Below are 14570 nucleotides of genomic sequence, written 5' to 3'. Positions count from 1 at the left end.
GCAGCGCACCTGCTGCCCTGGCTGCATCACTACAACTGGCACCGACTGCACGCCAGCCTCGGATACCTGCCCCCGATCAGCAGAGCGCCGCTTCCACTGAACAACGTACTGGGTTTACACAGCTAGCGATCTCATCGATCCCCCTGCATCCGCCGTCAGATCGATCCGGGGCCCCGGCCAGATCCTTGGGCGCCGAGAGTCTGGCGACAAAACCCCTCATTCCCGCGACAGACAGCGGCAACCTGCGCCACCTAGACTGCGCGGCATCATCGAGAGGGAGAACCCCATGCAAACCATCGAATGGCAGGACTTCGAGAAAGTGGAGCTGCGCGTCGGCACCATTCGCAGCGCTCGTCCCAATGAAAAAGCCGTGAAGCCAGCGTTCGTCCTGGAGGTGGATCTCGGTGAACTGGGCATCAAGACCTCCAGCGCCCAGGTCACCGCCCACTATGACTGCGCAGAGCTGCTGGGTCGTCAGGTGCTGTGCGTGTGCAACTTCGCCCCCAAGCGTATCGCCGGGGTGCGCTCGGAGGTGCTGGTGACCGGCGTCTATGACAATGAAAACTGTGTCGTCCTGGCCGGCTTCGATAAACCATTGCCCAACGGTGCGCGCCTGGCATGACCCAACGTAATGCCCTGCTGACGATTCATCTGGGCGCCCTGCTATTCGGCCTTTCAGGCATTTTCGGCAAACTGGCGGCCACCACGCCGAACATGATTGCCGGCGGCCGCGCCTTTTTCGCGGTAACGGCCCTGAGCCTGGCCGCGCTGCTCTGGCGCAGCCGTCACGCGGTTCGCCCAAACCTGCGACAAATGGCTTTGCTGGCACTTGGAGGCCTGCTGCTGGGCACCCACTGGATCACCTTCTTCGAGTCGGTGAAGGTTTCCGGCGTGGCCATCGCCACCCTGGGTTTCGCCAGCTTCCCGGCGTTCACCGTATTGCTGGAGGGCCTGCTGTTTCGCGAGCGCACCCGCCCCAGCGAGTTCGCCATGGTCGGCGTGGTGTGCGTCGGGCTGATCCTGGTCACGCCCGAATTCAGCCTCGACAGCGGCGCCACCGTCGGGCTGCTGTGGGCCGTGCTGTCGGGGTTTCTGTTCGCCCTGCTGTCGCTGCTCAACCGTGCCAGCACACGCGGCCTCGACCCGATAAAGGCCGCGCTGTACCAGAACCTCACGGTCATGCTCTGCTTCCTGCCGCTGGCCTGGCCCCAACTCCCCGGCCTGCGCACCCTCGACTGGCTGTGGCTGGCGATGCTCGGCATCTTTTGCACGGGGCTGGCCCACAGCCTGTTCGTTGCCAGCCTGCGCGTGCTCAAGGCGCGCACCACGGCGGTGATTTTCGCGCTGGAGCCGGTCTACGGGATTCTGTTCGCCTGGTGGCTGTTCAGTGAACAGCCGACGCTGCGCATGCTGGCCGGTGGCTTGTTGATCGTCAGCGCCATCTTCGTTTCAGCACGAATGGCGCGCTGAAACCAGCGCTGCGCACACCCTAGCGGTCGTTATGGCCCAGATCGCGATCCGGATCGATCTGGTCGCGCACCCGCTGCTTGATCACCTTGGCCTCGGGGAAGCCACCGTCGGCCTTGCGCTCCCACAGTTGCTGGCCATCGCAGAGGATGCGGAACACCCCACCGGTGCCCGGTTCCAGGCTGACGCGTCCTAATTCATCGGCAAAGGTGCTGAGCAGTTCCTGGGCCAGCCAGGCGGCACGCAGCAGCCACTGGCACTGGGTGCAATAGGTGATGACGATTTCAGGCTTCTGATCGGACATGACAGCGGCTCTAGGATGGGGCTTGGTGCCTATAATAACGGCCTTTGTCTCTGTGCCTGCCGGAAACTGCCATGCGTCGCCTGCTCCTTTCGCTGATCTGTCTGCTCGCCCTTTCCAGTCTGCCCGTGATCGCCGCCGACCGCGTTGGCCTGGTGCTCTCGGGGGGCGCCGCCCGTGGCCTGGCGCATATTGGTGTGCTCAAGGCGCTGGAGGAACAAGGCATCCGTATCGACGCCATCGCCGGCACCAGCATGGGCGCTATCGTCGGTGGGCTCTACGCCGCAGGTTATTCGGTGGCGGAGCTGGAGCATCTGGCGCTGGAACTGGACTGGCAGCAGGCGCTGTCGGATTCACCGCCACGCGAGGACATCCCCTTTCGCCGCAAGCAGGACGACCGCGATTTTCTGATCAAGCAGAAACTCAGCTTCCGTGACGATGGCAGCCTGGGCCTGCCACTGGGAGTGATCCAGGGGCAGAACCTGGCGCTGCTGCTGGAAAGCCTGCTGGTGCACCGCAGCGCCACCCGCGACTTCGATCATCTGCCGATTCCGTATCGCGCCGTGGCCACCGACGTGGTCAGCGGAGAACAGGTAATCATGCGCACCGGCCACCTGCCCCAGGTGATGCGCGCCAGCATGTCGATCCCGGCAGTGTTCGCCCCGGTGGAGGTCGACGGCCGTCTGCTGGTCGATGGCGGCATGCTCAACAACGTGCCGATCGATGTGGCACGGCAGATGGGCGTCGACCACGTCATCGTCGTCGACCTCGGCATGCCGCTGAAACCGGCCAAGGATCTGCTGACCGTGGTCGACGTGATGAACCAGTCGATCAACCTGATGATGCGCAAGAACTCCGAAGCGCAGCTGGCGACGCTGACCGCCAACGACGTGCTGATCCAGCCGTCATTGGCAGGCTTCGGCGTTGCCGATTTCAACCGTGGCGGGCAGATGATGGATGCTGGCTACCGTGCCACGCAGATTCAGGCCGAACATCTGGCCCGCCTGCGAACCACCAGTGCCGGCAACCCGGCCCTGGCCATGGCCCGCTCGCGTGAACAGCGCACACCGGTGATACGTGAAATCCACGTGGAGAACGACTCCAAGGTCGGTGACGCGGTGATTCGCCGCCATATTCGCCAACCCCTGGGCGAACCGCTGGATGTCGATCGCCTGCAGAAGGACATGGGCACGCTGTACGGTCTGGATTACTTCGAGCGCGTGCAGTATCGCGTGGAGCCGCTGGATCAGCGTGGCAGCGCGCTGGTGATCGACGCGCGCGGCAAACGCACCGGTACCGACTACCTGCGCCTGGGGCTCAACCTGTCCGACGACATGCGCGGCGACAGCGCCTTCAATATCGGCGCCAGTTACCGCATCAACGGCATCAACGAACTGGGCGCCGAATGGCTGACCCGCCTGCAACTGGGCGATCGCCAGGAACTCTACAGCGAGTTCTACCAACCGCTGGACGCCGGCTCGCGCTACTTCGTCGCGCCCTACCTGGTCGGCGAAGCGCAGAACGTCGAAGCGATTCTGGACAACGATCCCATCGCCGAATACCGTCTGGAACGCTACGGCTACGGCCTCAACCTGGGCCGGCAGATCGCCAACAACGGGGAGATCCGCTTCGGCGTCGGCCAGGCCTGGGGCGAAGCGAACGTACGGGTTGGCGAACGCGATCTGCCCAGCTTCAGCTTCAGCGAGGGCTATTACGAGCTGCTGTACTCCTTCGACACCCTGGACAACCTCGACTTCCCGCGTACCGGTGAGGACATCGGCCTGATGCTGCGCAAGTATGACCGCGGCTTGGGCTCGGACGACGATTATCGTCAGTGGCAGCTGAAACTGGACAAGGCCTACAGCCATGGCCCCAACACCTGGCTGTTCGGCGGTCGCTATGGACGCACCCTGGATGAAACGGAGGTGGTCACCTCCGGCTTCATTCTCGGTGGCGCCCAGGAGCTATCGGGCTTTCGTCAGGACTCGGTGAGCGGTCAGAACATGGCGCTGGCGCGGATGATCTATTACCGGCGCCTGACGCAGAACTCGATGTTGCCGCTGAACTTTCCGCTGTATATGGGCCTGTCGCTGGAGCGCGGCCGTGCCTGGAACAACGACAACGCCTTCGACAGTGGCTATATCAATGCCGCGAGCATCTTCCTCGGCCTGGATACCCCGCTCGGCCCGCTGAATTTCAGCTACGGCTTCAACGACCAGCGAGAGAAAGCGCTGTATCTGAACCTGGGCAAGAGCTTCTGAAACGAGCAGGCCGCGCATGTGCGCGGCCTGCTCGGCTACAGCGGTAAACGCCGCTCAGGCGATCTCTGCCAGCAACTGACGGGCAGCCTTTCTCTGCTCGTCATCGCCGTGGTCGATCACTTCGTTGAGGATGTCGCAAGCGGTGGGAATGTCGCCCTGCCGGATATAGGCCAGGGCCTGATTCAGCTTGGTCATGTGCTCGGGGTCAGTCGCCAGTTGATCGAGATCACCCTGCAGCGCCGCAGTGGCATCGGCATCCCCGGCGAACGCGTCGAGGAAGTTGTCATCGAGCTCATGCGTCTCGTCACTGAGCACCATTTCCATCTCGCCAAAAGCGCTCAATTGCTCATCTTCATGATGCAGTTCGAACACCTCCGGCAACTCCTGCAGGTTGCTGGCGAACGACGCATCGAACTCTGGTTCAGCAGCCGCCTTGGGTTTGGCCTTGATGGCTGTCGGGAACGGGCTGACCAGATCCCAGTCAGCGTCCAGTGACAGGTCGTCGAGATTGAGCTGGAAATCCTGATCGGCCAGCGGTTCTGCCACTGCAGGCTGCGGCGCGACAGACTCGCTCGACGCCTGCTGGGTGAGCAGCCCTGGATGACGCGCTTTCAGCGCATCGATGCGCGCGCCATCGAAGGCCTCCGCACGCAGCACCGCCTCCTCACGAGCGAAACCAGTGCCATCGCCGAGCATTGCCAGCACTTCCAGCAGACGGAAACGCAGATCACTGCGCTGCGGATCCTGGGCCAGCGCCTTGTTCAGCTCACCGCGCGCCTCGCTGAGACGGCCGTAGGCGATATAGACGTTGGCGGCCTCGAGTGGATCGACCGGACCTTGTGGGCGCACCGGGGCTGAAGCCGGCACGACCTTGGGAACAGGCGCGGGGGGAACGGAGGCGGCGACCGCCGCCAGTTGAGGACGAGTCGACGGCTGTGGCGGCTGAGCCTTGGGCTCAACCTGCACCACGGGCTCGGTCTTCTGACTCCGCCGCCGCACCGCCCAGAACAGCGCGCCGAGCAACAGCAAGAGTCCGATGCCACCGGCCAGCAGCGTCGACCACCAGCCTCGCTCGGCGACAGGCTGGTCAATGCTTACCGGCGCCGCAGCAACCGGCTCGACCGGGGTACGCGCAGCCAGCTCAGCCAACTGAGCGTCCTTCTGCGCCAGTTGCTCCTGCAACTGCTGCAGCTGCAGTTGCAGCTGCGCCAGCCCTTGTTGCAGTTGCAGGTTCTCCGCAGCCTGATTGGCCAGTTCCAGATCGACCTGACGCTGCTTCTCGGCCAGCAGCTCCAGACTGTCACCTTGTAGCGGCGCCGGTTCCACTGCGGCAAGCGGCGCGCTCACAGGCCCTTCGACACTGCCTTGCGCGGTGACAGGTGCAACTTCGGCATCGACCGCAGCAGCAACAGCGGGCTGGGCTGTACTCGCAAGAGCGGCGTCTGGCAGCAAAAGGTCGGCACCGGCCAGCAGGCGACCTGGATCGCCCCCGGCAAAGGCGCTGGGGTTGAGGGCCAGAATGCCCTCCATCAATGCCTGCTGAGACAGCGTGCTGCCCTGCTCGCGCAAACTCGCGGCAATGGACCAAAGGCTATCGCCACGCACGACCGGATGACGATGCCCTGCCGAAGCGCTCGGCGGGGTAACCGCTCTGACCGACGAAACCGCAGCCTGGGTGCGCGGAGCCGCTTGCGTGACAGGCGCGGCACTCGGCGCAGCCACTGAGGTGTAAGCCGACGAGCCAGGCGGATCGAGCAGGACCGTGTATTCACGCAGCAGTTGGCCGTTGGGACGCGCCACTTCGACGATGAAGTTCAGATACGGCTCACGCACCGGGCGGCTGGAGACCACACGAATCACACTGCGCGAACCTCGCAACAGCGGGGTAAAGCGCAGGTCATTGAGAAAGTAGAAACGCTCGACACCCGAGCGGTTGAATACCTCGGCAGGCGCCAGGCCAACACGCAGTTCCTGCGCACCCAGATCCCCCACCTCAAGCAACTCGATCTCGGCCTCGAAGGGCTGATTCAACGCCGAATGCAACGTGATCTCGCCCAGACCGAGCGCCGGAGCCATTCCCGAATAGAGAGCGGAGCCCGACGCCAAACCCAACATTAACTGACGCACCCGAGCCATGTGACCTCCAGGGTTATCCGGCTCGAACGCCACCTCCTCGACTTCCTGTCTGAGCTTCCCTTGGCCGGGAGGCTGGCGCCCTTGATAATTTCCGAGAACGGGTGACAAGCTCCTTGTCGAGGCCGCCTTCGATTGCATTATGGCTACTAATTCACAAAGTAGCGGATTGGACGCCAGTTTGCCGACCAAAGCACGATGCCATCAAGCTCGATCAGTCAAAAGTTGGGCACAAAATGCCCCTGATCAAAAGATCACCTGAATTTTGACCGCGACGATGGATTTACTTCATCAGATTGCCGAGCACTCGCGCATGAACCTGCTGGCAGCGGCGCAGGTCATCCTCGTCGATACCGGCGAAGACCTCATGGCGAAGCTGGGTGGAAATGGCCTCGATCTTTTCGATCAGCGGCTGCGCCTTGGGCTGTAGCGCGATCTTCTTGGCGCGACGATCTTCTGGCACCGCCACGCGGATCACCAGCTCCTGACCTTCCAGACTGTCGAGCAGACGCGCCAGGGTCGGCCCCTCTACCCCGACGCTCTGCGCCAGTTCGCGCTGGGTCGGCATTTCAGTGAAGCGCGCCAGGTGCAGCAGCACCAGCCAGCGAGCCTGAGACAGGCCAAGGCCAACCAGGCGTCGGTCGAGTTCAGAACGCCAGGCGCGCGAAAGCTGGGCAACCTGCATGGCAAAACGATGTTGATCGGGGTAAGACATGGGCAAGCGGGCTCATATAAAGGTCAAAAACTAATTATTAGCCAGCTAGCCATAACCCGGTGCATAGGGCAAGCGCAGATTGCGTCGTGAGCGTTGCAGAATGCGACTGGCTGCCCGCGGCGCTCCTGCTCGTCAGGCTGCCACCTTGTTGCGGCCAAAGGCTTTGGCCTCGTACAGCGCCCGGTCAGCCTGCTCATAGAGCAGGTTCAATTCGGGCTGGCCGTCAGGGCTCAGCCAGGCCACACCGATCGACATGGTCAGCACCGCTGCACTGTCGGAGCCGCGATGGGCGATAGCGGCCTGCTCCAAGGACTGGCGCAACACTTCGGCACGTTGTTTGGCCTCATCGGCGCCGATGTCGAACAGCAGCAACGCGAACTCTTCACCACCGAGGCGTACCCCGATGTCCAGCGGCCGCCGCGCAGACTGTTCGATCAGCGCCCCGACACGCTGCAAGGCGACGTCACCGGCCTGGTGTCCGTAACAGTCGTTGTACGCCTTGAAGTGATCGATATCGCATAACAGCAACGCCAGTGACTTGCCGTCACGCTGCGCCTGCCGCCACAAACGCTCGAACTGTCGATTGAAACTGCGGCGGTTGTGCAGCCCGGTGAGGCTGTCGTGGTAGGCCAGCAGGCGCATCAGCCTGCTGACCAGGAAATGCTCGCGCGACTTGTACTCCAGCAGGTAACAGCCGACCGCACCGATCAGGTTGCCGAACCCGAGAAACAACACGTTGTTGATCAGCCTCGGCAAGGGCAGACCGGCTAACCATTCCGCTGCGACATACGCCAGCAGGATCACCAGCGAACAAGCCAGGGCCTGGCTCAGGCGCAGGCCTACCAGAAAGTAGGCGGCCATGCTCACCAGCAGCAGGCCTTCGTAGGGATAGCCGGGGGCAACGCGATGAGCGATGCCGACGATCAACGCAGCCCCCACCCCCAACACAAGGATGCAAGCCATGCTCAGCGGCAACAGCAGATGAGTGTGCCGGCGCTGCAGGATCAGCGCCGCGCATACCAGCAAGGTGAGCAACACCAGTGCGCGTATTGCAATGACCCAGCCCAGGTGCGACGCCGGCACCACCAGCATGTCGAGCGCAGCCAAGGCCAGCCAGATGACCGTCGCGACACTCAGCGCGATGCGCTTGAGGTCGAAACTGTCCTCCAGCATATGGGCACGGTACTCACGCTCCAGTGCCTGGGAAAAACGCAGCCTGCGAAAACCCAAGCTCAACTGGTCGGCGTAAGGACTCGGACGAACCTCATCGAGCCAAGCGTGATGGTTAGGCACCGTAACCTCGTTCAATGGCGATCTGCCACACACCTTAGCTGCGTCAGCGAGTTGCCGCCAGAATCATGCCGGCCAACGGCCTGCATACGGCCTGCCGGGCCTATATTTCAAACTCGGCCTGCAGCGCTGCACGTACGCAGTAAAGCACGCTCTCTTCGACGCGCCCGGCGAACAGTGGCGCGACTTCACTGACCGCCGGCAGCTCGCCCTCGCCATCGAGGAAGGCTTCCTGAATCTCGCCCAGCAGCGCCTCCGGCAGATCCAGCGCCTGCTCCAGCGTCAATTGCTGCAGGGAAATTGCCTCGGCCAACAGGCTGTAGACGTTCTTCTCGCTACAACCTAGTTGCCCGGCGATCTGTGCCGGCGTCATCCCGGCGCGGGCCAGGCTGACCAGTTCGTGGCGCAAATCGGCCACCGGCGCCGGCGCCTCGTTGCTGGCGCTGCCATTGAGCACTTCCAGGAAAGCCTGGCCATAACGCTCCAGCTTGCGCGCACCAACACCACTGACCTCGGCCATCTCGCTCAGCGAGCCGGGCTGGCTGCGCAGCATCTCCAGCAGCGTGGCGTCGGGGAAGATCACATAAGGCGGCACGCTGTGCTCCTCGGCGAGTTTGCGACGCAGGCTGCGCAGCGCTTCCCACATCTCCCGCTCATGGCCACGAACCAACTGGCTGGCCGCGCTACTGGAGGCCTTGGCCGCCTGCGCCGGTTTCGGTTCACGGCGCAGTTGCAGGCTGACTTCACCACGCAGCAAGGGCCTGCAGCTCTCGTCCAGGCGCAGGCCACCGAACCCCTCCAGGTCAACATCGGCCAGGCCGCGAGCGACCAACTGGCGGAACAGCGTGCGCCACTCGACCTCGGAAAACCCCTTGCCCACGCCGAACACCGCCAGGTGCTGGTGGCCGGACGCACGGATCTTCTCGTTGTCACGTCCCAGCAGAATGTCCACCAGATGGCCGACGCCGTAACGCTGGCCACTGCGATAGACAGCCGACAGCGCCTGGCGCGCCGGCTCGGTGGCATCCCAGGTCTCGACGCCATCGATGCAGTTGTCGCAATGCCCGCAAGGCTGGGGCAGCTCCTCGTCGAAATAGGCCAGCAGCGCCTGGCGACGGCAGCGGGTTTCTTCGCAGAGGGCGAGCATGGCGTCGAGCTTGTGCTGCTCGATGCGTTTGTGGCGCTCATCGCCTTCGGAGTTGTTGAGCATCTGCTTGAGGAAGATCACGTCTTGCAGGCCGTAGGCCATCCAGGCATCGGCCGGCAAGCCGTCACGACCGGCGCGCCCGGTTTCCTGGTAGTAGGCCTCCAGCGACTTGGGCAGATCCAGGTGGCAGACGAAGCGCACGTTGGGTTTGTCGATACCCATGCCGAAGGCGATGGTCGCCACCATGATCAGGCCTTCCTCGTTGAGAAAGCGCTTCTGGTGATAGGCACGCAGTTCGTTGGGCAGGCCAGCGTGATAAGGCAGGGCCGGGAAACCCTGACTGCTGAGGAAGTCGGCGACCTCCTCGACCTTCTTGCGCGACAGGCAATAGACGATGCCGGCATCGCCCTTGCGCGCGGCGAGAAAGCCGAGCAGTTGCTTGCGCGGCTGATCCTTGGGCTGGATGCGATAGAAGATGTTCGGGCGGTCGAAACTCGACAGAAAGCGCTCAGCATTGTCGAGGTGCAGGCGCTGGACGATCTCCTCGCGGGTGCGCTTGTCCGCCGTGGCGGTCAGGGCGATACGTGGCACCGCGGGAAACAGTTCGGCCAGCTGACCGAGCTGCAGGTATTCCGGACGGAAGTCGTGCCCCCACTGCGACACGCAGTGCGCCTCGTCGATGGCGAACAGGGCAATGTCCAGGCCCTGCAGGAAGCTCAGCATGCGTGGCTGCACCAGGCGCTCGGGCGCCAGGTAGAGCATCTTGATCTGCCCACGACGGATGCGCTCGGCAATCTCGCGCTGCTCGTCGGCGCTCAGTGTGGAGTTCAACGCAACAGCCGCCACCCCCAGTTCGTCGAGGGTCGCTACCTGGTCGTCCATCAGCGCGATCAGCGGCGAAACCACCACCGCCAGGCCCTCACGCATCAGCGCCGGCACCTGAAAGCACAGGGACTTGCCGCCGCCGGTAGGCATGAGCACCAGCGCGTCGCCGCCTGCCGCGACACGCTCGATGATCGCGGCCTGGTTGCCGCGAAAGGCGTCGTAGCCGAAAACGTCTTTGAGAATGCGCTGGGCGTGGTCGAGCATGAAGGCCTCCAAATCGAGCCGCGCATTATGCCGCAGGATGAACGACGACAGGGCACCTACCCGTCCAAAGGGCAGCTCTAACGACCGGTCACGGTGTTGAAGCGAGTGCGCAGCACAAGGCTGAACCGCCCTGGCGCGGCCTCCAAGGGGGTGAGCGAAGCGCATCGGAGGCCGATTCATGACTCGCAAGCTGCGCATTATCTCTTGCCTTGGCGCGCTGGCTGCTGCGCCCAGCTTCTCAGGGCGCCCCGAAGCCGCCCAATCGCAGCCTTGAGCGCGCGCCGCGCTGGCCGCAGGGGCAGTGGTGGACTAGAATCCACCCTCGTTTATCCCTAAGCCTCAAGGTAACCCCACGATGTCCTTCGCTGAGCAACTGTCCCGCCTGCAAGCCTTTCTCGATGCCGATGAGCTGCACGAAGAGGCGTTGGACTACGTGGCCGCCCATGGCTACCTGACCGCCCTGGCCATCTGCCCGGTTCAAGTACCGGAGCGTGAGTGGATCGATGCACTGTTCGCCGAGCCGCCGCACTACCGTAGCGACGCCGAACGCGAAGAGATCGAGAACACGCTGGTCCACCTGAAGGCCCATATCTCCCGACAGCTGGCAGGCGAAGAAGAGCCTGAACTGCCCTGCGACCTGGACCTTGGTGAAGAGCCGGACGACTCCGACCTGCGCGGCTGGTGCATCGGTTTCATGGAAGGCGTGTTCCTGCGCGAGGCGGTGTGGTTCGAAGACGCCGAAGACGAAGTCAGCGAGCTGCTGCTGCCGATCATGGTCGGCTCCGGCCTGTTCGACGAGCAGCAGGAATTCGCCGAAATCGCCCGCGACCACGATCTGGTCGACAGCATGATCGAGCAGATTCCCGAGCTGCTCACCGCCCTCTTCCTGCTCTGCCAGGCTCCGGAAGAAAAGCCCGCCCTGCTCAAGCCGCGCCACTGACCCAGCCATTCGCTCATGCCCCACGAAATCCGCGAGAGCCGTCATCGCAGCGTACGTTATGCGCTGCTGGCTCTCGGCTGGCTGAGCGTCGCGCTGGGCGTGATCGGCATCTTCCTGCCGGTACTGCCGACCACCCCTTTCCTGCTGCTGGCCGCCGCCTGTTTCGTCAGGAGCTCGCGGCGTTTCTATTTGTGGCTGGTGATGCATCCACAGCTTGGCCCATGGATTCGTGACTACCTGGATGGCCAGGGCATTCCGCGCAAAGCCAAGGTCTATGCCCTGAGCCTGATGTGGGCGAGCATCGCCTTCTCCTGCTACCTGGTGCCCATGTTCTGGGCTCGCACCTTCATGCTGACCAGCGCCGTCCTGGTCAGCATCTACATCCTGCGCCAGAAGACGTTGCCCAATCCCTGAGGCCCGCGTAAGTGGCTGCCTCCGGCTTGCACACGGCCGCCCGTGACAGGCGCTTCGACAACCTTTTGACAGCGCCCTCCACTGCAGCGCTACGCCCGGCAAAAAGCCGACACCTCGCCTAGACTCTGCGAACAAGGTCTGGAGGCAACGATCCCATGCGACGGCGGCGTATTCAGGGAGGGCGGTGGCATCTGTCGATCCTCTGGATCGGCGGCCTGTTGCTGGCTGGCCTGGCGCTGGGCAACTGGGACTTCACGCTCATTCTGAAGAACGCCGAAAGCCGCTATGGCGAACTCGGTCCGGCGCGCAAACGCATCCTCGACTGGGAAGAGCTGATCAAGACCAGCAGCGCGCTGGCCGAAACCGACAAGCTCAATGAGGTCAACCGCTTCTTCAACCGCACCGTGCGCTTCGTCGACGATACCCGGCTGTGGCGTGAGAACGACTACTGGGCCACGCCAGTAGAAATGCTGGTCAAGGGTGCCGGCGACTGCGAGGACTACTCCATCGCCAAGTACTTCACCCTGCGCCGCCTCGGCATTCCCAGCGAGAAACTGCGCATCACCTACGTCAAGGCACTGAACTACAACCAGGCGCACATGGTGCTGACCTATTACTCCAGCCCCAGCGCCGAGCCGTTGGTGCTGGACAACCTGATCAACGACATTCGCCCCGCCTCGCAGCGCCAGGACTTGTTGCCGGTCTACGCCTTCAACGCCGAAGGCCTCTATCTGCCGGGTTCGAATGCCCGCAAGAGCGACTCCAAGAAGCTCTCGCGCTGGCAGGACATCCTGAAAAAAATGCACGCCGAAGGTTTCGCCGTTGGCGAAGGCTAGGAGAAGACACATGTCACTATTGAAACAACTGTTCCTCGCCATCTGCCTGTTTCTGGTCGTCGCCTTTACCGGCAGTTTCGTGGCCAGCGTCGAGACCTCTCGCGAGCAGTTGCTCAGCCAGCTGCGCTCGCATGCCCAGGACGCCGCTACGGCGCTGGGCCTGTCGATGACGCCCCACGTGGACGACCCAGCCATGCTCGAGCTGATGGTCAGCTCGATCTTCGACAGCGGCTATTTCGCCAGCATCCGGGTGGTCAGCATTCCCGACGACAAGGTCCTCGTCGAACGCCGCACCGAGGTGCGAGCGGAAAATGTCCCACAGTGGTTCGTCGACCTGGTGAGCCTCGAGCCCGAAGGTGGCGATGCACTGATCATGCGTGGCTGGGAACAGGCTGCGCGGGTCGAAGTGCTCAGCCACCCGCAATTCGCCCTGGCCAGGCTATGGGACGGTGCCATCGGTAGCCTGCTCTGGCTGCTGCTCTGTGGCCTGGTCAGCGCGGTGCTCGGTGGCTGGCTGCTGCGCACGCAACTGCGCCCGCTCGACAACATGGTGCAGCAGGCCCAGGCCATCACCCGCCGCGAATTCCTCACCCTGCCTCGCGTGCCACGCACACCGGAACTCAAGCGCGTGGTACTGGCCATGAATCAGATGGTCGACAAACTGAAGACGCTGTTCGCCGAAGAAGCGGCGCGCAGCGAGAAATTGCGTGCAGAGGCCTATCAGGACAGCCTCACCGGCCTGGCCAACCGCCGCCAGTTCGACATTCGCCTGAGCAATCAATTGCTGGTCAACGAACAGAACGCAGAAGGCTATCTGCTGCTGCTGCGTGTCAACGATCTCGCGGGTCTCAACCAGCGCCTGGGGGGGCAACGCACAGACGCCCTGATCGAGGCACTGGGCGAGCAACTGCGCAACCTGCTGGGCGGCCCGGGGCGCAGCAAGTGGCTGGCCTCGCGCAACCGTGGCGGCGAATTCACCCTGCTCGCCCCAGGACTGAGCGGCGACGATGCTGACCACCTGGCAAACGAGATCAGCGATGCGCTGCAGAGCCTGAAACAGACCGGAGCCAGTGATTGCGAGCCAGTCGCGCACCTGGGCATTGCCGCCTTTCGCCCCGGCGAGCAGGCCACTGCCGTCATCGGCCGGGCCGACCAGGCCCTGGCCCAGGCGCAAAGCCATACGGACAAATGCTGGGCACGCCTGGACGACTTCGCGGCCCAGAGCAATGAGGGCCTGCACGACTGGCGTGGCTGGATCGACGACGCACTGAACCAGGGCAAGCTGCAACTGTATTTCCAGCCGGTGGCCGAATGCGACGGGGGCACGGTGATGCAACACAAGGTGCTGGCACGCCTGCTCGACCCACAAGGTGAAGCCATCACCGCCGGCCGCTTCCTGCCCTGGATCGAGCGCCTGGGCTGGTCGGCGCGCTTCGACCTGGCGATGCTCGAACACAGCCTGGAGCAACTGGCGCGACATCCTCGGCCGTTGGCCCTGAGCCTGTCTGCCGCCACACTACGTAACGCCAAGGACAAGGCGCGCCTGCTGGAAGTCCTCGGGCGTCATACCGAGCTGGCACACCTGATGACGCTGGAGATCGACGAACACTATCTGCCGCCCCCAGCAGAGCTGGAAGACTTGAGTCAGAGTATTCGGGAGCTTGGCTTCAACCTGGGCCTGCAGCACTTCGGTGGTCGCTTCAGCCTGATCGGCAACCTGACGCACCTGGGCCTGGCCTATCTAAAGATCGACGGCACCTACATCCGCGCCATCGACCAGGAAAGCGACAAGCGACTGTTCATCGAAGCCATCTATCGCGCAACCAACAGCATCGACCTGCCATTGATCGCCGAGATGGTGGAAACGCAGGGAGAACTCGCAGTACTGGCAGAGCTTGGCATCCACGGGGCCATGGGCCGACTGATCGGCGCCCCTACGCCCTGGAGTGATCGCTAGATAACGGCGCCCCGATCAGA

General features: G+C 63.4%; 12 protein-coding genes and 1 pseudogene. 8 read left to right on the top strand and 5 right to left on the bottom strand.

Annotated elements, in window-relative coordinates:
* The 3 genes and pseudogenes from ACN8M7_RS25595 to ACN8M7_RS25585 form a co-directional block, all read left to right on the top strand.
* Positions 1-126 (top strand): annotated as a pseudogene (locus ACN8M7_RS25595) (IS481 family transposase); the annotation flags it as partial.
* A gap of 160 nt (positions 127-286) precedes the next feature.
* On the top strand, positions 287-622 hold the full coding sequence (locus ACN8M7_RS25590; protein WP_490262596.1) for a tRNA-binding protein: 336 nt from the start codon (positions 287-289) through the stop codon (positions 620-622).
* Complete coding sequence (locus ACN8M7_RS25585; RefSeq protein ID WP_490262595.1) at positions 619-1470, top strand: DMT family transporter; 852 nt, start codon at positions 619-621, stop codon at positions 1468-1470. Before ACN8M7_RS25590 ends, ACN8M7_RS25585 begins: the two co-directional genes overlap by 4 nt.
* A 19-nt stretch (positions 1471-1489) precedes the next feature.
* Here ACN8M7_RS25585 and ACN8M7_RS25580 read toward each other — a convergent pair whose 3' ends face one another.
* The gene (locus ACN8M7_RS25580; protein WP_490262594.1) at positions 1490-1771 is read right to left on the bottom strand and encodes an Rdx family protein; all 282 of its coding nucleotides are present in this window, start codon (positions 1769-1771) and stop codon (positions 1490-1492) included.
* 71 nt (positions 1772-1842) lie between these two features.
* Between ACN8M7_RS25580 and ACN8M7_RS25575 the strand changes: the two genes are divergently transcribed.
* Positions 1843-4029 (top strand): patatin-like phospholipase family protein, encoded by a 2187-nt coding sequence (locus tag ACN8M7_RS25575; protein ID WP_490262593.1) that lies wholly within the window; start codon positions 1843-1845, stop codon positions 4027-4029.
* 54 nt (positions 4030-4083) lie between these two features.
* Here ACN8M7_RS25575 and ACN8M7_RS25570 read toward each other — a convergent pair whose 3' ends face one another.
* The 4 genes from ACN8M7_RS25570 to recQ all read right to left on the bottom strand — a co-directional run bounded on the left by ACN8M7_RS25570 (position 4084) and on the right by recQ (position 10403).
* On the bottom strand, positions 4084-6165 hold the full coding sequence (locus ACN8M7_RS25570; protein ID WP_490262592.1) for a motility hub landmark protein FimV: 2082 nt from the start codon (positions 6163-6165) through the stop codon (positions 4084-4086).
* A 280-nt stretch (positions 6166-6445) separates the two neighbouring features.
* Positions 6446-6877 (bottom strand): MarR family transcriptional regulator, encoded by a 432-nt coding sequence (locus ACN8M7_RS25565; RefSeq protein ID WP_061239745.1) that lies wholly within the window; start codon positions 6875-6877, stop codon positions 6446-6448.
* Between the two features lie 132 nt (positions 6878-7009).
* Positions 7010-8170 carry a GGDEF domain-containing protein gene (locus ACN8M7_RS25560; protein WP_490262591.1) on the bottom strand — a complete coding sequence of 387 codons (1161 nt, stop codon included), beginning with the start codon at positions 8168-8170 and terminating at the stop codon, positions 7010-7012.
* Positions 8171-8270: 100 nt separating this feature from the next.
* Positions 8271-10403, bottom strand: coding sequence for a DNA helicase RecQ (gene recQ, locus ACN8M7_RS25555; protein WP_490262590.1), 2133 nt, complete (start codon positions 10401-10403; stop codon positions 8271-8273).
* Between the two features lie 355 nt (positions 10404-10758).
* Between recQ and ACN8M7_RS25550 the strand changes: the two genes are divergently transcribed.
* From ACN8M7_RS25550 to lapD, 4 genes are all read left to right on the top strand, one after another.
* Entirely contained in the window at positions 10759-11343 is a 585-nt protein-coding gene (locus tag ACN8M7_RS25550) for a UPF0149 family protein (protein WP_061239755.1), read from the top strand.
* A 15-nt stretch (positions 11344-11358) separates the two neighbouring features.
* A complete protein-coding gene (locus ACN8M7_RS25545) occupies positions 11359-11757 on the top strand; it encodes a YbaN family protein (protein ID WP_061239757.1) in 399 nt (132 codons plus the stop codon).
* A 155-nt stretch (positions 11758-11912) separates the two neighbouring features.
* Complete coding sequence (lapG, locus tag ACN8M7_RS25540; protein ID WP_061239760.1) at positions 11913-12593, top strand: cysteine protease LapG; 681 nt, start codon at positions 11913-11915, stop codon at positions 12591-12593.
* 10 nt (positions 12594-12603) lie between these two features.
* Positions 12604-14550, top strand: a complete 1947-nt coding sequence (gene lapD, locus ACN8M7_RS25535) for a cyclic di-GMP receptor LapD (protein WP_490262589.1) — start codon at positions 12604-12606, stop codon at positions 14548-14550.
* Positions 14551-14570 lie beyond the last annotated feature (20 nt).

Source organism: Pseudomonas spartinae, from assembly GCF_965197125.1.
Lineage (GTDB): Bacteria > Pseudomonadota > Gammaproteobacteria > Pseudomonadales > Pseudomonadaceae > Aquipseudomonas > Aquipseudomonas composti_A.
The sequence above is the reverse complement of the archived record's forward strand: the minus strand, read 5'-3'. Positions and strand labels throughout refer to the sequence as shown.